This window comes from Streptococcus thoraltensis DSM 12221, from assembly GCF_000380145.1.
Classification (GTDB): Bacteria; Bacillota; Bacilli; order Lactobacillales; family Streptococcaceae; genus Streptococcus; species Streptococcus thoraltensis.
Genome location: NZ_KB904629.1, coordinates 46,530 through 70,207, shown reverse-complemented (window position 1 = coordinate 70,207; position 23,678 = coordinate 46,530). Strand labels below are relative to the sequence as shown.

Genomic DNA, 23,678 nt, shown 5'->3' with positions numbered 1-23,678 from the left:
CTTTCAGAACAAGGAACAGAAAAGACGCGGACAGTACTTGCTTTTCATTGAGTATGAGTAGGGAAGTCGAAAGTGACCATGTAGCAAAGCTAATTCAAAAGACTGTAAAACAAGCCTTAAAAAGCACCCCCACTTCCTATTACAGGCTTATCTCGCATTCTTTCAGCGTTATGAGGGTTAGTGTTTTTAGCTATTGGTAATTTCCTTGCCGTTGCACCACAAAAGCTTAAGAATCAAGCCTTTAGGACGCTTGATGAAGAGACTAAAGAACTGTAGAGAGTCTTTCAAAACTCGTGTTGTTCTGACTCAACACTCTTTTAAAACGACAGTCAGACCTTGTTGGCTTGATGAGATGACCTTTAGTTCTATCTGTATCAGTGTCGCCTAGTCTTATTTTTCTTTTCATTGAGTATAAAAGCAGTTGTTCAAAGAAGTTGGAACACAATTCAATTTATTTAGCATTAGGTGAAAGCCTATAGATATAAACAGCTTAAAAGCGAGAAATCCCATAGGTATTTCTCGCTTTTGTTATGACTTCGAGCCAGTTTTTTGAAGTGAAAAACAAGAAAGCCCAAAGCCTTAGCTGGTGGCAAATAAGGCTTTGGGTTTCCGATTGTTAATTCATTTGACTATAGAGTGCGATCTAAGTAAGCCTACTACTCTAACTCTTTTAGCAAATCTTCCATATGCAAAATGGCTTCTGCAGGTAGCGGATGCTCGAGATTGCTGTGGTTAAAGTTGAGAAGGAAATCAAGGCGAGCCTGCATACGATCTCTAATGAGTTGCTTGTACTCGTCATCGAAAGCCTTAACTGGAAATTCTGGGCAATCCAAAAATTCAAGTTTTGAAGTTGGGCCAAATGGTCTAAAGAGACCTTTCCTATCAACGATTTGCTCAATAATGCTGAGGGTTGTTTCTTTAGGAATCTTGTCTCCCATATAAGAGCCAGTGTTGATAATGTAGCAATTAACGCCTGATTCAAAGAGGTTTTGGAATTTTTGATAATCTTCAACCAAAGGATAAACTCGGAAAGGATTAGCATAGGGTTCGATAATCAAACTATTGAGGCTATCAGAAGTGTTTTCAGCGCTGGAACGCATAGTCATGAGGGTACAGCCCATAGTTGAAGCAAGAACGGGGTCATTGACTTTAACCAGCGGTGGTAATGAATCATCTTTCATAATCCAGAAAATAGACTGGATCCCATCTTCGATACGATCGACACGATTTGGTGTTGAATAGCGGGATTTGACGGTGCGACCGTTACCATTTCGAACATCTTCTGTTACCAAGCGTTTACGCCCCTCTGTATCCAACGTAACCCCGCAGTTTTGGACAGTTACAAAATAATCTTGTTCACGGTGCCCTGATGGGTAATCCTGTGTTTTATCAAAATAAGAAGGTTCTAGGGCGATAGAAGAACCATCTATTTCTGAAATGATGAAAGCATCATCATGAAGAACTTTAATGTCGTATTTACCGTCATGCTTAGCATGGGTTAGGGTTGATTTTCCTGAACCAGAAAGTCCAAAGAAAGAAGCAACGTGGCTGTCTTGACCGTCTTTTTTGAAGATTTTCAATCCTCCGTGACAAGAAACGTAATGGTTTCGAGCGGCGGTTCCCCAACCTAGGGTAAGAGTTGATTTCTTAAGCTCACCAAAATAATGCATTCCAAGAATGAAAGCACAATTGTGGTTGGTATCAAAATAAGCCAAACCATCAGGGTAATCTGGATGACTCCACTCAGGATCAGAGAAGATGTAAATATCATTGTCGTCATGTAGGACGGACTGATCCAGACGTTTTTGATAATCGTCATTTAAGATTTGGAAATTAATCAACCAAGAGTAGAGGTTGTTGATGTCGTCTTCTGGCACCATGAGATGGGCTCTGAGCATGAAGGCTTCGTCTAAGCCAACAACTGCATCAGCACGGTAAAAAGTCCGGTGACGAGCATTGAAAATAGCGTCACGCACAATTGGCAGAAGTTTGGTATCTTCTTCAGGATTTTGCCCCAAAATACGTCTTGCTTTGGCAGTTCGTCCAACAACCGCTCCGCCATTTGAGAGAAGTATCTTGGCTCCTTCTGGCAGCCCTAACTCGTCAGCGTGAGCCACCTCCATGTCAAGTACAACCGTTGTAGGCGCTTTACTGGCTAGGGTGTAAGCCTCCTCCAACGACCTAATGGTTTTGACATGATTTTCATAAAAGGCAGTCTCAATGGTCGTTTTGAGAGGTGAGAAGTAAGGGGCGCTTTTGCGCATGTCATCTTCAGCAAATTGTTGATAAGTTACCATAACTAAATCTCCTTTTGTACAGAATGTGATTTAGGTTCATTATATCACAAATTAAGTAAGCGCTGTCATTTTTCTATGAAAAAAACACATCTAATACATTATGTAAACGCTAAACTTGAGGAGTTGAAGAGATTTTCATATAATGGCAGTAATAACTTTATAGACGAGTAGAATGATTAATACTCTTGGAAAATCAAAAGCAGACTTTGTTGACTTGATTTGATGACCTTCAGTTCTATCTGCATCGGCATCGTCTAGTCTGTTGTTGATTTTCATTGAGTATAAGACTAGGAGATGTTTATGGCTGAAACGATTGTTGTTGCTAGTGATTCTTTCAAGGGTAGTGTTAACTCTTTAGAAGTTGGTCGTAGTATTTGTCAGGGGATTCATGCGCTTTATCCTGACGATCACGTTGTTGTTTTTCCTATTGCTGACGGTGGTGAAGGGACTGTGGATGCCATTATGACGAGTCGTGAGGGAAGCCGTATTTCCTTAAATGTTCAAGGACCATTTGGTCAGACTGTGGAGGCTCATTATGGTCTCATTGATAATGGCAGTACAGCTATTATTGAGACGGCAGAGGCTTCTGGGCTTACCCTGGTAGCAAAAGAAGACTTGGATATTTTGCAATCTTCAACTTATGGAACGGGGGAACTTGTTAAAGATGCGCTTAACAAAGGCGTGTCAAAGATTTATATAGGCTTGGGTGGCAGTGCGACAAATGATGGCGGCATGGGCTTGGCAGCAGCTCTAGGAGTAAGATTTTTTGATGAGGCTGGTCAATCTCTCAAACCGATTTCTGCTAATGTCTCTAAAATTGCTTCGATAGATACTAGCCAAAAAATAAAGGCTATCGCTGATGTTGAGATTGTTTTATTAGTGGATGTGGATAATCCCCTGTGTGGTGAGCGGGGAGCTTCTTTTGTTTATGGTCCTCAAAAAGGAGGAAATATAGAGCAATTGAGGGACTTGGATAGGGCGCTTGATAGGTATGCTGATCTTGCAGCAGAAGTGACTGGACGGCACGAGAAAGACAGTGCAGGCGCTGGTGCAGCTGGTGGTTTGGGATTTGGCTTGCTGACCTTTTTCAATGCTAGAGCAGAAAAAGGTATTGCGACTATTTTAGAGTTGATAGCTATTGAAGAGGTCATTGCCAAAGCTGATCTGGTGATTACTGGAGAGGGTCAAATGGACAGTCAATCAGTGAATGGTAAGGCTCCTATTGGGGTTGCCCAGCTGGCTCAGAAACACGGTGTTCCTACAATAGCGATTGTCGGTGGAGCAGCGACAGACTTGGATGCCCTCTATGATGCTGGGATTTCAGGGGTTTTTGATATTGTCAATTCTCCGATGAGTTTGAAAGAAGCTATGACAAATGCACCATCTCTTATTGCCAATACTGCCAAAAATGTCATCAGTTTTTACCATAGGATAAGCAAATAAGAGAAGACTGGGATAGCTCGACTATCTCAGTTCTTTTTGTTTTGAATTGTTATTTTTTTTGTCTAATTTGCTGGTCTTCTCTTGGCAAAATCCACAAACCTAAATTTATCCAGTTTATGGCGACTTTCGGTGAATTGAAATTGTTTGCCGTTGGTCAGAAAGACCTTAGATTTGATGGAAACAACATGATGCTCACCTGCTAGATCCAGAAGAATGCTGTCTTGCTGATTAGTTTGATCAATAGTAATCTCTTTTTCTGCCAAATCAATCATGAGGTGTAACTGATTTTCCAAATAGTCATAAATGGATTTTTCCGCAATTGAACGGTCTATTTCTGGAACAAATGTGGTTAGCAAATAGTCAATGTCAAGAACAGAGGCAACGCCTTCCATCACACGCTGGCGCGTGATGCGCCAAACATGACTCTTAGGTGAAAATCCTGTGAGTTCTGATAGTTTCCCATCAACGATGAGTTTATCAATAGCGATGACGTTGGTTGTTGTCGTCATGCCCTGCGCCTGTGCAATTTCTTGGAAACTGGTTAAGGCTGAAACAGGGAAATTAATCCGTTCATGCTTGATAACTTGTGAACCACTACCTTGACGTTTCTGAATCAGCCCGTGTTGTGCTAGGAGTTTCAAAGCTTTTCGGATGGTATCGCGGCTTACGGCAAATTGCTGAGCCAGCTCTTCTTCGGTTGGCAAAAAGTCATTAACTTGATAGGTTCCTTGGATAATAGCAGCTTCTAAATTTCGGAAAATTTTCTCGTACTTTTTCATTTTTTCACACTTTTTCTAAGTTGTCTATTTTTTACAGACAAGATACCTTATTTTAACAAAAATTAAGAAAAATATCGCCAAACAACTTGCCTACAAATTTGCAATCGATTACACTTGTCTTGTAAATAAATTTATCTACGCCTTACTGCAAAATAATCTGGAGCAATCCTAGTAAATCATAAAAGGAGTTTGACTCAAATGGGAAAATTTGAATCTCAAGCTAAAGACCTCTTAACTGCCATCGGTGGTAAAGAAAATATCAAGGCTGTCACACACTGTGCGACACGCATGCGCTTCGTCTTAAATGACGACAGCAAAGCGAATGTTAATGAAATCGAAAAGATTTCAGCTGTTAAAGGCACCTTCACCAACGCGGGACAATTCCAAGTCATTATCGGTAACGATGTGCCGATTTTCTACAATGACTTTACAGCCGTTTCAGGTGTTGAAGGCGTCTCTAAAGAAGCGGCTAAATCAGCAGCCAAAAGTAATCAAAATCCTATCCAGCGTGTCATGACCATGTTGGCTGAGATTTTCACTCCAATTATTCCAGCAATCATCGTTGGTGGTTTAATTCTTGGTTTTCGTAATGTCTTAGAATCTGTGGGAATGCCTTGGTTAGGTCAACAGATTGCAGATGGTGCAAAAGTTTTTGATGCTGATGGCAATCCTGTTTGGAATACCATTACGATGGTTTCCCCTTTCTGGAGCGGTGTAAACCACTTTCTCTGGTTACCCAGTGAGGCTATTTTCCACTTCCTACCGGTAGGAATCACCTGGTCTGTCTCTCGTAAAATGGGAACAACGCAAATTCTAGGTATCGTTCTTGGTATCTGTTTGGTGTCGCCACAATTGCTCAATGCCTATGCAGTAGCAGGAACACCAGCAGCTGAAATTGCTAAGGATTGGGTGTGGAATTTCGGATCATTTACAATCAATCGTATTGGCTACCAAGCCCAAGTTATCCCAGCTCTTCTTGCAGGACTTAGCCTGTCCTACCTTGAAATCTTCTGGCGCAAACGCATTCCAGAAATGGTTTCAATGATTTTTGTACCATTTCTTTCGTTACTTCCAGCACTTATCTTGGCTCACACCGTTTTAGGCCCACTTGGTTGGACAATTGGTAAAGGGATTTCATTTGTTGTTTTAGCTGGTTTAACTGGTCCTGTCAAATGGCTCTTTGGTGCCATCTTTGGCGCTCTTTACGCACCGCTTGTTATCACAGGACTTCACCACATGACCAATGCTATTGATACCCAACTCATTGCAGATACTGCTTCTAAAACAACTGGTTTATGGCCAATGATCGCTCTTTCAAATATGGCACAAGGTTCAGCTGTATTTGCTTATTTCTTCATGAACCGCAAAAATGAACGTGAAGCTGAAATCTCACTTCCAGCAGCCATTTCAGCCTACCTTGGCGTAACTGAGCCAGCCCTCTTTGGTGTTAACGTTAAATACGTCTACCCATTCGTCGCAGGTATGATTGGTTCAGCTCTCGCAGGCCTTTTATCAACGACTATGAACGTTCAAGCCAACGCTATCGGTGTCGGTGGTATCCCGGGTTTTCTTGCCATTAACGTTAAATACATGGTGCCTTTCTTCATCTGTATGGCAGTTGCTCTTATTGTGCCATTTATCCTAACCATTGTTTTTCGTAAAGCAAACGTCCTTACAAAAGCTGAAGATGAAAAATTAGCTTCGCAAGCTGCTCTTACTGATGTAACGGCTGAAACGTCAGCGCCTGTAGCATCAACTACAACATCAGCAGTGGCAACTGTTTCCTCAATTCATAGCCCACTTGCTGGTGAGGTCAAACCACTTTCTGAAGCTGTTGATCCAGTCTTTGCACAAGGTGTCATGGGGCAAGGTGTCCTTGTTGAACCATCTGAAGGACAACTTGTGGCACCGATGTCAGGAACTATCTCTGTTCTTTTCCCATCAAAACATGCTGTTGGACTCGTGAGCGATGAAGGTGTGGAAATGCTTATGCACATCGGCATGGACACTGTAAACCTTGACGGAAAAGGTTTTACAGCTCATGTAGCTCAAGGTGATAAGGTTGCTGCTGGCGATCTCTTGATTTCATTTGATATTGCAGCCATCCAAGCAGCTGGATACCCAGTTGAAACACCAGTTATTGTGACAAATCATAGTGACTATCAAGTTGATCCTGTAGGAACTACTCCTCGCCATGTTTCACGTGGTGAAGACATCCTTAAAGCAACAAAACTCTAGGTGTAGTCTTTTGAATTAACGTTGATAGATCAGTACTTTCGACCTGCTTTACTCATGCTCAATGACAATCAAAAGCAAACTAGGCGACACAGATAGCAGATAGAACTGTCTTCATCAAATCAAGTCAGCAAGGTCTGCATTTGACTTTCGAAGAGTATCAAGTACTGTCTGTGTCACAGTTCCTTGTTCTGAAAGTTAATTCATTTGACAATAAAATGAAATAGCAAGAGAGACAAAATCAGCAACTAGGAGTAATCGATTTTGTCGCCTCCATGCAAAAGGTGAGTAGGGCTAGAAAAGCGGGTAGAATCAGAGAATTAACCCCATTCAAGCACTGCCTCTTGCAAGTTTAACTCTAAAAAGTTTAAGCTGGGTACGTTTGTTCCAGCTTCTTATCTATATTAAGTTACTAGAAAGGACTTATCATGGCAATCGACAAACGTAAGGTTGTTTACCAAATTTACCCAAAATCATTTAAAGACACGACTGGTAGTGGTACCGGTGACCTCAATGGGGTGACAGAAAACTTGCCTTACCTCAAAGAGCTAGGGATTGATATGATCTGGCTCAATCCTTTTTATCCAAGTCCACAACGCGATAACGGGTATGATGTGGCAGATTATACAGCTGTCAATCCAGACTTTGGAACTATGGCTGATTTTGAAGCCATGGTAGCACGTGGTAAAGAGTTGGGTATCGACTTTATGCTGGATATGGTTTTAAACCACTGTTCAACTGAGCATGAATGGTTCCAAAAAGCTTTAGCCGGTGATAAGTATTATCAGGATTTCTTTATCCTGCGTGATGAACCAACTGACTGGGTTTCCAAGTTCGGTGGCAATGCATGGGCACCATTTGGTGATACTGGAAAATATTATCTCCACCTTTTTGACGTGACTCAAGCTGATTTGAACTGGCGCAATCCAAATGTGCGTGAAGAACTTTTTAAAGTCGTTAAATTCTGGCAAAACAAGGGTGTCAAAGGCTTCCGATTTGACGTCATTAACCTGATTGGTAAAGATGAAGTCCTTAAAGATTGCCCAATCAATGATGGAAAACCAGCTTACACTGACCGCCCTATTACTCACGAATACCTTCATGAACTCAACCAAGCCAGCTTTGGACAGGATGATTCCTTCATGACCGTCGGCGAAATGTCAGCGACAACTGTGGAAAACTGCATCATGTATACAGCTCCAGACCGTGAAGAATTGTCAATGGCTTTTAACTTTCATCACTTGAAAGTAGATTACCAAGACGGTCAAAAATGGACTATCATGGATTTTGATTTCGCAGCTCTGCGTGACCTCTTTCATTCATGGGGGGAAGGAATGAGCGAAGGCAATGGTTGGAATGCTCTTTTCTACAACAATCACGACCAACCACGCGCTCTTAACCGTTTTGTAGATGTGAAAAATTTCCGCAACGAAGGAGCAACCATGCTGGGCGCGTCAATCCATCTATCGCGTGGCACGCCATACATCTATATGGGTGAAGAAATTGGGATGATTGACCCTGATTTTGAGTCAATGTCTGATTATGTGGATGTTGAAAGTATCAATGCCTACCAAATCATGCTAGATGAGGGTAAAACACCAGAAGAAGCTCTCGAGATTATCAAAGCCAAGTCCCGTGATAACTCACGTACCCCAATGCAGTGGGATGCTAGTGACAATGCTGGATTTACTACTGGGACACCATGGCTAAAGGCGGGAAAATCTTACAAAGAGATTAACGTGGCTAATGAAAAAGACGGTGTCATCTTTAAGTTCTATCAAGACCTTATCAAGCTTCGCAAAGAAATGCCGATTATTTCAGAAGGGGATTACAAGGCAGCTTATAGAGATAGTAAGTCTGTTTACGCCTTTGAGCGTGAGTTAGACGGTCAAAAACTTCTTGTCCTCAACAACTTCTATGACAAGGAGGTTGAGTTAGACCTATCAGCCGATTATCAAAATGGTCGGGTGCTTATTAGTAACTATGACACAGAAACAGTTGGGCAAATCGTAACTCTCAAACCTTATCAGACACTGGCTATACTAGCTAACTAATACTCTTCGAAAATCAAAAGCAAACCCTGTTGACTTAATTTGATGAACACCGGCCCTATCTGCATCGGCGGTGGCTAGTCTGCTTTTGGTTTTCATTGAGTATAAGGCTATCCATTTCTTCCAAGAAGGGATAAAACCCATCTCAGATTGGATAAAATGTCCAAAATGGACTTTTTATCCAATCTTTTTTCTTTGCAGTCAAAAATGAAAGGCAGCAAAAAACACTGAAATAACAGCGTTTCTAAACCTCTAATTATTATCTATCCCCCCCTGAAGATTTCCCATATTATCAAATTTTCAGGGAGCGGTTTACATTCTAGGCTAGGATAAAACCTAGCTTTTGCTTTTTTTGTGTGGCTCTGTGCAAGATGCAGTGGTTAAGTAGCCGATATCGTTAAATGAATTAACTTTCAGAACAAGGAACTGTGAGGCGGACAGTACTTGATTGTCATTGAGTATGAACACGGCAAGTTGAAAGTGACCATGTATCAAAGTTAATTCAAAAGACTATAATTCGTAGATGAGATTAGCTTGTATGACCTTTTCGCATTCCGTGGCGGCAGGGCAGCAAAGTTAAGCTCTTAGAGTAGGGGCAAGTTTCCCGTTTAGCAGTGACAATGATTAAGGCAGACCTGTTTCATCTGTTAAAACCAAGGATCTAGGAGGTGTTTTGAACCTTAGAGACTATTAAGAGGGTTTCATCGATTATCTTAGTTTGAAATGTTCTGTTGTTTTTTGTTCCATTGCCCTTGTCAAGTCTTGGGTACTTAGGGTATAATCTTTTTGTGAAAGCAGTTACAATTTTATGAAGAGGTTTTTTATGGAAACAGATTATCAACAACAGCATCCTGAAAAGTTTGCCACATTTATTAAACGCCAACGGATTGTTTTTCTCATTGCCTTCTTTGGTTACGTCTGTGCCTATTTGGTACGCAATAATTTTAAATTGATGTCTAATAGCATCATGATTAATAATGGGTGGGACAAGGCTGATATTGCCACACTTCTGTCTTGTCTAACCGTCTCCTATGGGCTTGCTAAATTTTTCATGGGTGCCTTAGGAGATAAGGTCAGCTTACGTAAACTTTTTGCCGTCTGTTTAGGAAGCAGTGCCCTAATCTGTATTATCATTGGCTTTTTCAACACGTCCATGCTAACACTTGGTGTCCTTTTAATTCTCTGTGGTATTGTTCAAGGAGCTTTAGCACCTGCTTCACAGGCTATGATTGCTAATTTCTTCCCCAATAAAACACGGGGAGGAGCTATTGCAGGCTGGAACATTTCTCAAAATGCAGGCTCCGCTCTCCTACCAATGATGATTGCTTTTCTAACGAGCGCTGGCTTTGTCACGCCTGAAACCGGTAACATCTATATGGCCTTTTTAGTACCCGGCATACTAGTCTTAGGATTTGCTCTGATTTGTTGGAAACTGGGAGGTGACAATCCCGAATCAGAAGGTCTTGATTCCTTGCGAACCATGTACGGTGATGCTGGTGAATCAAATGTGGCGACTGAGGAAGAGAAAAATTCGCTCTCTTACGGTCAGTTAATTTGGAAATACGTTTTTTGTAATCCTGCCCTACTTTTGGTTGCTGCAGTCAATGTTGCCCTCTACTTTATTCGTTTTGGGATTGAAGACTGGATGCCCATTTATCTCAGTGAAGTTGCTAATTTACCAACAGAACAAGCTCAAATTGCCATCTCCATTTTAGAATGGGTAGCCATCCCAGGTTCGCTTGTATTTGCTTGGTTAGCGATCAAATATCCTAATAAAATGGCGAAAATAGGAGCTATCGGCCTCTTTTCAATGACTGGTTTTGTCATTATTTATGAACAAATGACTGCCAGTGGTCATCCCAATTACCCATTACTCCTAATCATTTCAGGGGTTCTTGGCGCTCTGATCTACGGACCTCAGCTGATTGTCAATATCTTAACCATCGATTTTGTCCCTCTAAATGTTGCTGGTACTGCCATTGGTTTTGTCGGTGTTACAGCCTACCTCATTGGAAATATGGGAGCCAACTGGCTCATGCCCATTCTAGCCGATAGCTTTGGTTGGTTCTGGTCTTATATCGTTATCGCTGCTTTATCAGCCTTCTCTGCTGTTGGTTACCTCATTTTGTCAAAACGTGAGGAAGAAATCATTAAAGAATAACAACCAACATCAAAAAAATCGGGCAAAGCTTTGAAAGATAATGCCTCACCCCAAACCCTACCAAACAGCCTAATATTTCCCCTATCGTTTAACCTATCAACAGCACAGCTCCTAGAAACACCTAGTTAAGTGTTTCTAGGAGTTTTTAGTTTTTGCTGTAATAAAAAAAGCTGCAGAAAACTTGTTTGAAGTGTTTTTCGCTAGCTTTCTGCTGATTTTTGCAGGTCTTATTCCTAATCTATCCCTGTTAAAGTGCAAAGTTGATTATCATTGTCAAAGCAGCCAAACTTCTTCGCAAATAGCTTTATAAGGTTTATTATAAAGTCTAGACAGTGATTGAGTTAGTAACGCGAAACTTTTTAGTAATTGTGATTAACCACCTGACTAGTCGGGATGACCAGAAGTAAAGCATTAGATGAGACACGTTAATGAAAATATGGTCTTTTGAATTAACTTTGCTACATCGCCACTTTCGACTTGTTCTACTCATACTCAATGAAAATCAAAAGCAGACTAGGCGATGCCTATGCAGATAGAACTGAAGGTCAGCAAATCAACTTAAGAAGGTCTGCTTTTAATTTTCGAAGAGTATCAAGCACTGTCCGTGTCTTTTCTCTTCCTTGTCTGAAAGTTAATTCATTTGACTGTATTTTTAATAAAAAACGGTTGACAAAGGGGTATCAAGAAGTCTATTTAAGAGCTATTGATTTACTTGAAGAAGTTGGAGCAATCCATTTAAAAGGATTTAAATTGGGACGTATTAATAACATTGATGAAGAGAACTAGCATGGCTATCTTCTGTTAAGAAAATCTTGGGTATCATATATCAAGATAATCTTTTTTCATCTTTTTGCCATAATTTTATTGTTTTTGACTTCTTTTTATACCATTTTCTGTTAAAATAGTTTTTAACAATCGCTTGCTTGCAAGTGATGTAAGTAAAAAGGAGACATATATGACACGTTTACAAGATGATTTCTTTGAAGCCGTCAATGGTGAATGGGAAAAAACAGCTGTTATCCCTGATGATAAACCTCGCACAGGTGGTTTCTCAGATTTAGCAGATGAGATTGAAGACTTGATGATAGAAACGACTGATGAGTGGTTAGCAGGAAACAATCTTCCAGATGATGCTATTTTGGCTAATTTTGTCAAATTCCACAAGTTAGTAGCTGACTACGATGCGCGTGAAGCCGCAGGGACAGAGCCTGTTCAAGCGCTAATTGAAGAGTATAAAGGTTTAGCATCATTTGCTGAGTTTGCACAACAAATGGGCACTTATGAAATGGAAGGCAAACCAAATCTCTTGCCATTTAACGTATCTCCAGACTTTATGGATGCCCAAACTAACGTCCTCTGGGCAGAAGCACCAAGCCTCATCCTACCAGACACGACCTACTATGCCAAAGACAATGAAAAAGGCAAAGAGTTGTTAACCCTCTGGCGCAAGTCGCAAGAAGATTTACTGCCTAAATTTGGCTTTTCTGATGAAGAAATCAAAGACATGCTGGATAAAATCCTTGCTTTGGATGCTAAATTGGCTAAGTATGTTCTTTCAAGTGAAGAATCAGCTGAATACGTGAAACTCTACCACCCTTATGACTGGTCTGATTTCACCAAGTTAGCTCCAGAATTGCCTTTGGATGCTATTTTTACACATATCTTGGGTCAAACACCAGACAAGGTCATCGTACCGGAAGAACGTTTTTGGACGGAGTTTGCTGCGGCGTATTATTCTGAAGAAAACTGGGAATTGCTCAAGGCAGAGTTGGTATATAGTGCAGCTAATGCCTTCAATTCTTACCTAACCGATGAGATTCGTGTGCTTTCAGGTGTTTATAATCGTGCTTTGTCAGGAACACCGCAAGCCATGGATAAGAAAAAAGCCGCTTACTATCTCGCTCAAGGGCCATTCACTCAAGCTTTGGGTCTCTGGTATGCGGGTGAGAAATTCTCGCCAGAAGCCAAAGCAGATGTGGAAGCTAAGGTGGCAACCATGATTGAAGTTTATAAAGACCGTTTGTCTAGCAACACTTGGTTGCAAAAAGAAACAATTGAAAAGGCTATCACAAAACTAAACGTCATCACACCTCACATTGGTTACCCTGAAAAATTACCAGAAACCTATGCTAAAAAAGTGATTGACGAAAATCTTTCATTGGTTGACAATGCTAAGAACTTGGCTAAGATTTCCATCGCTCACTCTTGGAGCAAGTGGAACAAGCCTGTTGACCGTGACGAATGGCACATGCCAGCTCACATGGTGAATGCTTACTACGATCCGCAACAAAACCAAATCGTCTTTCCAGCAGCCATCTTACAAGCGCCATTTTACAGCTTGGAGCAATCCTCATCAGCTAACTATGGAGGTATCGGAGCTGTTATCGCTCACGAAATTTCACACGCTTTTGACACTAACGGTGCTTCTTTTGATGAACACGGTAGCCTCAATAACTGGTGGACGGAAGAAGACTATGCGGCCTTTAAAGAACGTACAGATAAGGTTGTTGAGCAGTTTGACGGCATTGATTTCGCGGGTGGCAAGACCAATGGGAAATTAACCGTATCTGAAAATGTGGCAGACCTTGGTGGACTTGCAGCCGCACTTGAAGCAGCCAAGAAAGATGATGACTTCTCAGCAGAAGACTACTTCATTAACTTTGCTACTATGTGGCGCATGAAGGCTCGTGAAGAGTACCTACAACTCTTACTATCAATTGACGTCCATGCCCCAGGGAAACTTCGTACCAATGTACAATTGCCAAACTTTGATGACTTCTTTACAACTTTTGATGTCAAAGAAGGCGACGGCATGTGGCGTGAGCCAGCAGACCGTGTAGTGATTTGGTAAATCATTAACTTAAACACCTTAATCGAAGGATTAGGGTGTTTTTTGCTGCTGAATGGAATTAGGTGCACAACAAAAAAGGCAATCACAAATAGCTTCAACGAAACCGCCTGTGATTGTCTCTATACATCGTTTTATACAGACAATGGATTACCTCATTGCACATAATAAACTTTACACCTATGATTCAACCAAAAGTCAGTAAATGAGTTTATGCACTACACCTAATCACACCTTATCTAAAAAATCACAAAATAAGGTGTGATTTTTGTATGCGCTTATGACACTATCAAACCATGAAAACCGCAACAGTGGCGCTACTTTTACTACTGTTTTAAAAAATAATGTCACTCTAAAGTCCTGATAGACTTGGCAAATAGTAGAAAAAGCCAGACATGACTGCCTGACTTAAGAGATTATGAAAAAGTTTTAGGGTAATTGTATTATAGGAAATGACTCTTAAAAAAAACTTAACTATAGTTTTTTGAATTACCTTTAACACATGGTCACATTCGACTTGCCCTACTCATACTCAATGAAAATCAAAAACAAACTCGGCGACACAGATAGCAGATAGAACTGAAAGTCATCAAATCAAGTCAACAAGGTCTGCTTTTGATTGTCAAAGAGCATCAAGTGCTGTCCGTGTCTTAGTTCCTTATCTGACAGCTAATTCATTTGACGATAACAAAAAAGTCAAAAAACCAAACTTTCCGGATGTTTTCAACAATATTATCAAGAGTTTTGCAAGGCAATATGGTATGATGAGAATAAGAAAAACAAGTGAGGTGATGTTATGAAAAAAGCTTTATTAGTGATCAACCCAAGTGCAGGTGGTGAAAAAGCTCAAGAATTTCAACAGGCTGCGCTAAAAAAACTAGAATCCTACTTTGATGAGGTAGAAGTTAAGGAAACCCAAAAAGGTGGCGATGCGCGTGACTTTGCAAGAGCGGCCGCCCAAGAAAAAGTAGACAGTGTCTTTGTCATGGGTGGCGATGGTACGGTTAATGAGGGCATTAGTGGTTTGGCAGAGCAAGATTATCGACCAAAATTTGGCTTTTTCCCATTAGGAACAGTCAATGATTTGGCACGTGCTTTGAACATGCCTATCGATCCACAAGAGGCTATTGATGAACTTGACTTCGAGCAAACGAAATCTTTGGACATTGGAAAGATAAACGACGCTTACTTTATGAATGTTATTGCCATTGGGTCGATTCCTGAAGCTGTTCGTGATGTTTCTGCGGAAGAAAAAACCAAGTTTGGCAAGATGGCTTATTTTATTTCAGGGCTTAAGAAGATTGCTCAAAATGAAAACTATGATTTTGAACTTGAAGTTGATGGTGAGAACATCTCCGTTACCTCGACAACACTTTTGATTGGATTGACGAATTCTATCGGTGGTCATGAAAACTTCCTGCCTGATGCGAAGGTTGATGATGGTCTCTTGCATTTGGTTTATCTCAAAGATACTAACATGCTAGAGTCTTTCAAGGCGATTCCAAGTCTAGCGACAGGTGTTACAGATTCTAACCAAAATATTGGCTATCGTACTTTTAATAAGGCACATATTGCACTGAAAAATGCAGCCACTTTGGGAACTAATGTTGATGGAGATGAGGGTGATGACTTACCAGTTGACGTCACTATTTTGCCATCACACTTAAGCGTTTATAGCGGAAAATAACAAAAAACTCATTTGGTAGAAACCAGATGAGTTTTTTAGTGTACTAGTGAGTATCAAATGGTGACTCTTGGGTAGAGCTGCTTTCGTGTTCAATTGTTGCAACATCATTTTGTTCTAGTAGGTGTTGGTAGTAGACTGAACGAGTGGTAGTGAGGTAAGGAAAAAGATAGATATACATCAAGCCGAAAGTGAAGAACATAAGGATAAACCAACCGATAAAACTCAAGTAAAGTTTGAATAGTTCAAAGCCATGACCTCTCATCAGCTGCTTACTTTCTTTGATAGCTGCCAGTGGTCCTTGGTAATGATTTTGCGCAACCTGGTCGTAAATAACAAATTCTGTTTGCGAATATTGCAAAGATTTCCAAATGCTGAGGATAATACCTAAAAGGAACAAGATGAAACCAATAAGGGAGACGATAAGTCCTGCGCTGCCCATGCTGATCTCGCCAGATAAGGAGGCAACGCCAACACCTATCATTAGTGCAAACCCCAATGCCAAAAGGATTGCCCATGGTAGTAGTAATAAGTTACGAATAAGGAGGGTTATAAATAATTTAAGGAAATGATCGCCAGAAAAACTTTGCGCTAAATCCCCGAATGCAACAGAACGGCGTTCCTGCCGAACCACTTCAAGCATCGTGTAGAGCGCTGAAATGGTGAAGAAGGCCACTAGAAAACTTACTAAGGTGGGGAAGATAGCTACAGAAAAACTAACTTCAGTTTCACCGGTGTTGAAAGCGCCTTGTTTGAAGGAAACACTAATACTGATGATCGATAGAACAATCGGTAGTGTGAAGAGGGCATACTTACCAGGCAGGTTTGTCAACAGTGCCTTGGCTTGTTGTTTAATACTTGTAATCATAAAAGACTCCAATCTAAAAGGGGTTCAAAGAATTGTTAGACATATTATATCACAAGTCAAAATGAGAGGATAATGTTTTCATGAGAAAAATCTTATGGGTGGAATTAAAAAACAAGATTTCTTAGTAGAAGTAACTGACACAAAGCGCTTTATTTGGTAAAATAGCATGGCTGACTTGTTATAGTGCAGGGTGAGATGATTGGTGATTTCGATGTTTGACATTTCCAAGGCTTAGTTCATCCCTAGGACTGTCTTTTCTAGTAAATTAATACTCAATGAGTAACACAATAAGGAGTCAATATGACAGAACATGCTATCAAATACCGTCTGATTAAGACGGAAAAACACACGGGTGCTCGTCTGGGAGAAATTGAAACCCCACACGGAACCTTTTCAACGCCGATGTTTATGCCGGTTGGTACACAAGCAACGGTAAAAACGCAATCTCCTGAAGAACTCAAGCAAATGGGTTCAGGAATTATCCTTTCTAATACTTATCACCTTTGGCTGCGCCCTGGTGATGAGCTGATTGCCCGTGCGGGTGGTCTTCATAAATTCATGAATTGGGACCAAGCCATTCTAACGGATTCCGGTGGTTTTCAGGTTTATTCGTTGGCTGATAGTCGCAATATCACTGAAGAGGGAGTCACCTTTAAAAACCACTTGAACGGTTCAAAAATGTTCCTCTCGCCAGAGAAAGCTATCTCAATCCAGAACAATCTTGGTTCGGACATCATGATGAGTTTTGACGAATGTCCTCAATTTTACCAACCCTATGATTACGTAAAAAATTCTATTGAACGGACTAGCCGTTGGGCGGAACGTGGGCTAAAAGCCCACCGTCGCCCTCACGACCAAGGACTTTTTGGGATTGTGCAAGGTGCTGGCTTTGAAGATCTGCGTCGACAATCTGCTGCAGATCTGGTCGCTATGGATTTTGCTGGGTACTCTGTTGGAGGTTTAGCTGTTGGTGAATCCCACGCAGAGATGAATGCTGTCTTGGATTTCACAACACCGCTCTTGCCTGAAAACAAGCCTCGCTACTTAATGGGAGTTGGAGCGCCTGATAGCTTGATTGATGGAGTGATTCGTGGTATTGATATGTTTGACTGTGTCCTTCCAACGCGTATCGCTCGTAACGGGACATGTATGACCAGTGAGGGTCGTCTGGTGGTTAAAAATGCCAAGTATGCCGAAGACTTCACACCGCTTGACCATGACTGTGACTGCTATACCTGTCAAAACTACACACGCGCCTATCTCCGTCACCTGCTCAAAGCTGATGAAACCTTTGGTATGCGTTTGACCTCTTACCATAATCTCTATTTCCTTGTAAATCTTATGAAGAAAGTTCGCCAAGCCATCATAGATGACAATTTACTGGAATTCCGTGAAGACTTTATGGAACGTTATGGCTACAATCAGTCAAAACGTAATTTCTAATCCTAAATGGGAGTGAAAGGAAAACAGACCTCACTCTGTTTTCTAGGAACAGGCGAAACTAATTGGCTGGATTATGTTACTCCCCATCAGCACAGTTGGTGAGATTATCTTTGAATCTTAAAAAGCGAACAAAGAGACCAGTCAGCCACTGCATCAATTTGATTGTCATTGAGCATCAAGTACTGTCCGCATCCCCGTTTCTTGTCTGAACCTTGATTCATTTGACGATACAAGAATCAGTTGAAGAGGATGGACTTGAACCCACCCTTCAGGTTGAAGAAAATATCCGTTTTGGATTTTTTCTTCAACCTTTTTTGTTTTCTTGGGGTAGAAAACAAAAAGGTTACTCATACTCTTCGAAAATTAAAACCAGATTTTGTTGACTTGATTTTGTGACCTTCAGCTCTATCTGCAGAGGTGTCGCCTAGTCTGCTTTTGGTTTTCATTGACTATCAAGTACTGTCCGCATCTCCGTTTCTTATCTGAACCTTAATTCATTTGACGACATCATCAAGCCTTTCAGTTTCAATTTCTGTCTAGTTTGCTGTCACCTGATCAGTTGCATTCCTATGTCACTTGACTGTAAAAGGCGCACGACAGTTAGAACTAGTAGGCTTCGTCTTTAGGAGTATGTGTCAGAGTGCTGGTTCCTCACAGGCTGATAGCGAGTGCTTGAAATCCTATTTTTAAATTTAAGGACGATAAAAGATAAAAAGGCTATTGACAAACGATTTATTTAACCATATAATTAACTGGTTAAATAAATTTAAGCGCACTTAATTTTTAGAAAGGAGTTTAGGTTTGAAAAGAAAAATTATAGATTTTGGACTTGTTATCATATGTTGTCTTTCTCTGCTCTGTCTTGTGGGATGTCAATCTAAAAAACCAAGCAAGGCAGAAGGCTTACGCATTGTGACCAGTTTCTATCCGGTTTATGCCATGACAAAACAGGTGTCTGGAGATTTGAATGACGTCCGCATGATTCGATCAAGCGCTGGTATCCACAGTTTTGAACCATCACCAAATGATGTTGCTGCCATCTATGAATCTGATTTGTTTGTCTATCATTCCCATACTTTAGAGAGTTGGGCGGGTGATTTGGATGCCAATGCACATCATTCGGAGGTAGAAGTGCTGGAAGCAGGCAAAGCGTTGGATTTTCAAAGAGTAGAAGGTTTAGAAGACCTTGAAGTTGGTAAAGGCATTGATCCTGCAACTCTTTATGATCCTCACACCTGGTCAGACCCGCTACTTGCCGCTGATGAAGTGGATATTATTGCGGATAAATTAAGTCAACTAGATCCTAAACATAAAGCAATTTACCATAAAAATGCGAAAAGTTTCCGCAAGGAAGCCAATCAGATTTATAAAGATTACGAGAAGAAATTCAAATCAGTATCTTCGCGTACCTTTGTTACCCAACACACGGCATTTTCTTACTTAGCCAATCGTTTTAAATTAACTCAGCTAGGGATTGCTGGGATTAAGGCTGAACAAGAACCTACGGCACGACAGTTAAAAGAAGTTAGAGATTTTATTAAAAATCATAAGGTTAAGACCATTTTTGTTGAAACAAATGTTTCTCCAAAAGTAGCTCAAACAGTTGCTAAATCAACGGGTGCCAAATTAAAAATGCTTAGCCCTTTGGAGGCTGATCCTAAAAATAATCGTAGCTATCTTGAAAACGTTAAAGAAAATTTAGAAATCCTGTACCAAGAATTAAAATAAATAGGAGGGCAATATGAACCATAAAAAACTACTGACGGCGGCTGCCGCAATTACGTTATTGGCTAGTGCTTGTAGCTATCAACTAGGGCAGTATCAAGCTGAACAAAAAAAGGATAATCAAGTTGCTTACATTAACGAATCTAAAGTAAGCAAAACGAATAAAGCGAAAAAAGCAGCCTCTAAAACGCCTGAACAAATCAGCAATGAAGAAGGGATAGCTGCTGAGCAAATTGTTATCAAAATTACGGACAAGGGTTACGTCACCTCGCATGGTGATCACTATCATTACTACAACGGTAAAGTTCCCTATGATGCTTTGATTAGTGAAGAACTTATTATGAAAGACCCTAACTATGTCTTTAGTGAGTCTGATGTCATCAATAAAGTTAAAGATGGGTATATCATCAAGGTTGATGGGAAGTATTATCTCTATCTGAAAGAAGGTAGTAAGCAAACCAATGTTCGCACGAAAGAGCAAATTGCAGAGCAGGTAGAAAAAGGCACATTAGAAGCTAAGCAGCATGGTAAAGCTCATAGCCATTCACAATCAGGTGGCGGAGCTACGACAAAGGCTATCAAAGCTGCTAAAAAAGATGGGCGCTATACGACTGATGACGGTTATATTTTCAGTCCGACAGATGTTGTAGAAGATACTGGCGATGCCTTTATTGTCCCTCATGGAAATCACTTCCACTACATTCCTAAGGCAGACTTATCACCAAGTGAATTAGCTGCCGCACAGTCTTACTGGAATAAGAAATCAGGAAAATCTAATAGCTCCCATAAGCCTAAGACGACAATCTTAGCGCCGTCAACTGGTCATCATGTCAGCCAGAAAACACCAAGCTATCATGATGGTCATTATGGAACTAGCCCTTCACTACCAAACCATTCTAATAATCCGGTGACTGCTCAACCAAGCACAACTAAACCTAAAACACCAAAACCAGTAGCTAAAGAATCAGCTTTGGATAAGGTTTTAAAACGACTTTACGCACAGCCCTTGTCAGAAAGGCATGTAGAAAGTGATGGTTTAGTCTATGATCCAGCCAAGGTTACCAGTTTTACCAATAGTGGCGTTTCTATTCCCCATGGAAATCATTTCCATTTCATCCACTACAAGGACATGTCTCCGCTAGAATTAGAAGCCACCAAACTGGTTGCTAGCTATCACGGTCTTAAGATTGAAGGCTTAACTAATAAAAAAGAAGATTCTAAGCCTGTCGCAACGAAACCGACAAATCCTAAGAAAGATAACTCAACCCCTCAGACACCGAAAAAGGAAACACCAAAACCAGGAAGCACCAAGCCAATTGAGCCGATTCATTCAGCGGAAGAAGAAAGTCACAAGGTTACTCCTAAAGATCAACGTCAAGGCAAACCAAATAGCCAAATCGTCTACAGCCCAGAAGAAATTGCGGCTGCCAAAGCACAGGGAAAATACACGACTTCTGATGGTTATATTTTCGATGCGAAGGACATAAAAGAAGAGGCTGGTACTGGTTATGTGATTCCCCATATGACGCATGAACACTGGGTTCCTAAGAAAGACCTTTCCAAAGAAGAATTAAAAGCCGCTGAAGCATTCATCAAAGCTAAAAAAGAAGAAGCCAACGTCACAGATGAAGGGTCTAAAGTGAGAAAGGCAAAAGAGCTCTATGAAGCTATTGAGCCAAAAGCTATTGTTGATCCAGATGATTTGCTCTATGGGATTGCCCAAGCTACCGAATACCGTGATGGTACATTTGTTATTCCTCATAAAAATCATTACCATTACGTTGAATTAGACTGGTTTGATGAAGATCCAGGTATTCTAAAAGATTTCGATAAGAGCTACAGCTTAGAAGATTACCTTGCGACGGCTAAATATTATATGATGCATCCTGAAAAACGTCCAAAAGTGAAAGAATGGGGCAATGATGCGGAAGTAGTTAAGGAAGCTGATAAGGAAGAATCAGATACAGCACCAAGCAATCAGTCAAAAGAGGAAGCAAGCAAGAAGGAAGAAGAGAAACTTGCCCACCAAATCTTTGAAGAAGCCACTCCTAAAAAAATTGTGCCATTAAATCAAATTCCAGCTCATATGGCATATGCTGTTGGCTACGAAAATAAATACTTGATTGTTCCTCATCTGGATCATTATCACAATGTGCCACTGCATTGGTTTGATCGTGGAGGTAGTTGGGAAGCTCCAGAAGGCTATACCCTATCTGAACTCTTCTCAACGATTAAGTACTATATGGCGCATAGAGATGAACTTCCAAAAGAAGAAGGCTGGGGAGATGATAGTGATCATGGCAAATCAGAACAAAGTGTAACCGACGTTCCAGAAGAAAAACCAGCAACTAACACCAACGAACAAGACGTTGATATAAACACAAGTCCGAATGCCACAGAAGGCACTGAAGAAACAGAAGATGACAGTGAAGAACTAGACGAATTTGACTTAGCCTTACGTCAAAATGCGCAACAATATGGTATGGATGTTCAAACGTTTGAAAACAAATTAATGGCGCTTGTTAATAAATACAGAGTCAGCTTAGAAAACTTCTCATACCCTGATAGTTCAACCATTCAGATTGTCAAGTCTGACGGAACAGCTGTTCGTGTTAATATCACGACTCTTGAAGAAGTAGCCTCTTAAAAAGCACCGCAGACTTAAAAATGATGCCACTAGCTACTGGTGATTCTCTACCTAAGTAGGTTTCAAACTGATTTAGTCTAAAATGAGTGTCTTTCTTAACAGCCCCTTCTAAAAGGCTTATCAGTGAAGACCAGATTTTAAATAACAGTACATAGTGAGTGCAAGCTTTAAACTAGCAAGTGTGTGTTTAGGTTGAAGAAATTGTCTAAAATAGACTTTTTCTTCAACCTTTTTTGTGTTCTTGGTGGAAAGAAAACAAAAAAGATTATTACCGTTAACTGAAACAGGAGAAGGACAAAAGTGCTTCCAGAAGATTATCGTAATTTGGCAATGCTTTTTTCTGATACGCTTTGAAAATCAAATTTTGGTGTTGTTGACTTGATTTGATGATTTTCAGTCTTATCTGCATCGGAATTGCCTCGTTTAATTTTGACTTTTATTGAGCATCAATCAATATTTCTAAGAGTGTGTTTTAGTTAGAAAAAAGAACACAAAAAGTGTCAACCTTGTTTTCTAATTAGGTTGACACAAATGGAAAACTTAGCTAAACTAGAGTACAGAAGCTTAGGAAAAGGATGCCATGTTATTTAAAGGAATTGCTCTAGATGAGAACAGCCGCTGTCAGCACTATCACTCTGAACGGGATATTATTGCTTTAAAATGTGCGAGCTGTCAGTCTTATTATGCCTGTTACAAGTGTCATGATGCTATGGAAAACCACCCCTTTAAAGCCACTTCAAGTGACGAAACCTATCCTGTTATTTGTGGAGTCTGTCAAAACCATCTGACTTTTACAGGCTACAAGTCTGGTTCCTGTCCACATTGCAGGTCTGCTTTTAATCCTAACTGCCAGCTTCATGATCATATCTATTTTTCAAAGGAGTCTCACCATGAACAGCACTAAATCACTCATTCAAATTGCCTTAATGGCAACCCTGATTATTATTTTAGGGCTAATGCCACCGCTACCATTAGGCTTTATCCCCGTTCCGATTGTCCTTCAAAATATGGGAGTTATGCTAGCTGCCGTTCTCTTAGGCGCTAAAAGAGGAACCCTAGCCATTCTTATTTTTCTTATTCTTGGTTTGTTCTTACCTGTTTTTACAGGCGGTAGCACGACCTTAGTTGTATTTTCAGGTCCAACAGCAGGCTATGTCATGGGGTGGGTAATCATGCCACTTGTTCTAGCCGGTCTACGTCAGCTACTCCCTTCTTCCCAACCACTAGTTATCTTTGCCCTTGTTTGGTTATCAGGTGTTCTAGTTGTGGATGTCATTGGTGCGATTTACCTTGCGCATTATACCCATGCCGCCCTTCTTCCATCTCTTTTGTCAAATCTGGTCTTTATTCCCGGTGATACCATCAAGGCAGTCATTGCAACCATCATTGGAACAAGATACCGTAAACAGTTAGGGTCAGATTAGGGTGATGTAATTAATGAAAATTAACATCAGACTAGGCGACGTTGATACAGAAATAGAAGTGAAGTGTAGCGAG

General features: G+C 40.7%; 14 protein-coding genes. 11 read left to right on the top strand and 3 right to left on the bottom strand.

The window, feature by feature from the left end; translation table 11 throughout:
* Positions 1-656: 656 nt before the first annotated feature.
* On the bottom strand, positions 657-2,297 hold the full coding sequence (locus tag A3IA_RS0109195; RefSeq protein ID WP_018381030.1) for a phosphoenolpyruvate carboxykinase (ATP): 1,641 nt from the start codon (positions 2,295-2,297) through the stop codon (positions 657-659).
* A 300-nt stretch (positions 2,298-2,597) separates the two neighbouring features.
* Between A3IA_RS0109195 and A3IA_RS0109190 the strand changes: the two genes are divergently transcribed.
* Positions 2,598-3,740, top strand: coding sequence for a glycerate kinase family protein (locus A3IA_RS0109190; protein ID WP_018381029.1), 1,143 nt, complete (start codon positions 2,598-2,600; stop codon positions 3,738-3,740).
* Positions 3,741-3,802: 62 nt separating this feature from the next.
* Here A3IA_RS0109190 and treR read toward each other — a convergent pair whose 3' ends face one another.
* Entirely contained in the window at positions 3,803-4,519 is a 717-nt protein-coding gene (gene treR, locus A3IA_RS0109185) for a trehalose operon repressor (RefSeq protein WP_018381028.1), read from the bottom strand.
* Positions 4,520-4,717: 198 nt separating this feature from the next.
* Here treR and treP point away from each other — a divergent pair, with 198 nt between their 5' ends.
* The 5 genes from treP to A3IA_RS0109160 all read left to right on the top strand — a co-directional run bounded on the left by treP (position 4,718) and on the right by A3IA_RS0109160 (position 15,501).
* Positions 4,718-6,757: a PTS system trehalose-specific EIIBC component gene (treP, locus tag A3IA_RS0109180; protein ID WP_018381027.1), complete on the top strand. Its 2,040-nt coding sequence runs from the start codon at positions 4,718-4,720 to the stop codon at positions 6,755-6,757.
* A 425-nt stretch (positions 6,758-7,182) separates the two neighbouring features.
* On the top strand, positions 7,183-8,808 hold the full coding sequence (gene treC, locus A3IA_RS0109175) for an alpha,alpha-phosphotrehalase (protein WP_018381026.1): 1,626 nt from the start codon (positions 7,183-7,185) through the stop codon (positions 8,806-8,808).
* 820 nt (positions 8,809-9,628) lie between these two features.
* Positions 9,629-10,966, top strand: coding sequence for an MFS transporter (locus A3IA_RS0109170; RefSeq protein ID WP_018381025.1), 1,338 nt, complete (start codon positions 9,629-9,631; stop codon positions 10,964-10,966).
* Between the two features lie 955 nt (positions 10,967-11,921).
* Complete coding sequence (locus tag A3IA_RS0109165; RefSeq protein ID WP_018381023.1) at positions 11,922-13,817, top strand: M13 family metallopeptidase; 1,896 nt, start codon at positions 11,922-11,924, stop codon at positions 13,815-13,817.
* A 793-nt stretch (positions 13,818-14,610) separates the two neighbouring features.
* On the top strand, positions 14,611-15,501 hold the full coding sequence (locus A3IA_RS0109160; protein ID WP_018381022.1) for a diacylglycerol/lipid kinase family protein: 891 nt from the start codon (positions 14,611-14,613) through the stop codon (positions 15,499-15,501).
* A gap of 43 nt (positions 15,502-15,544) precedes the next feature.
* Here A3IA_RS0109160 and A3IA_RS0109155 read toward each other — a convergent pair whose 3' ends face one another.
* Positions 15,545-16,366: a DUF975 family protein gene (locus tag A3IA_RS0109155; protein ID WP_018381021.1), complete on the bottom strand. Its 822-nt coding sequence runs from the start codon at positions 16,364-16,366 to the stop codon at positions 15,545-15,547.
* A gap of 300 nt (positions 16,367-16,666) precedes the next feature.
* On the opposite strand from A3IA_RS0109155, the gene tgt reads away from it, so the two are divergent.
* The 5 genes from tgt (at position 16,667) to A3IA_RS0109130 (ending at position 23,605) form a co-directional block, all read left to right on the top strand.
* Positions 16,667-17,809: a tRNA guanosine(34) transglycosylase Tgt gene (gene tgt / locus A3IA_RS0109150; RefSeq protein ID WP_018381020.1), complete on the top strand. Its 1,143-nt coding sequence runs from the start codon at positions 16,667-16,669 to the stop codon at positions 17,807-17,809.
* Positions 17,810-18,610: 801 nt separating this feature from the next.
* Positions 18,611-19,537 (top strand): metal ABC transporter solute-binding protein, Zn/Mn family, encoded by a 927-nt coding sequence (locus tag A3IA_RS0109140; RefSeq protein WP_018381018.1) that lies wholly within the window; start codon positions 18,611-18,613, stop codon positions 19,535-19,537.
* A 13-nt stretch (positions 19,538-19,550) separates the two neighbouring features.
* Positions 19,551-22,181 carry a pneumococcal-type histidine triad protein gene (locus tag A3IA_RS0109135; protein WP_018381017.1) on the top strand — a complete coding sequence of 877 codons (2,631 nt, stop codon included), beginning with the start codon at positions 19,551-19,553 and terminating at the stop codon, positions 22,179-22,181.
* Between the two features lie 580 nt (positions 22,182-22,761).
* On the top strand, positions 22,762-23,085 hold the full coding sequence (locus A3IA_RS12765; RefSeq protein WP_083902739.1) for a CHY zinc finger protein: 324 nt from the start codon (positions 22,762-22,764) through the stop codon (positions 23,083-23,085).
* Positions 23,072-23,605 carry a biotin transporter BioY gene (locus A3IA_RS0109130; RefSeq protein ID WP_018381016.1) on the top strand — a complete coding sequence of 178 codons (534 nt, stop codon included), beginning with the start codon at positions 23,072-23,074 and terminating at the stop codon, positions 23,603-23,605. Before A3IA_RS12765 ends, A3IA_RS0109130 begins: the two co-directional genes overlap by 14 nt.
* The last annotated feature ends 73 nt before the right edge of the window (positions 23,606-23,678 follow it).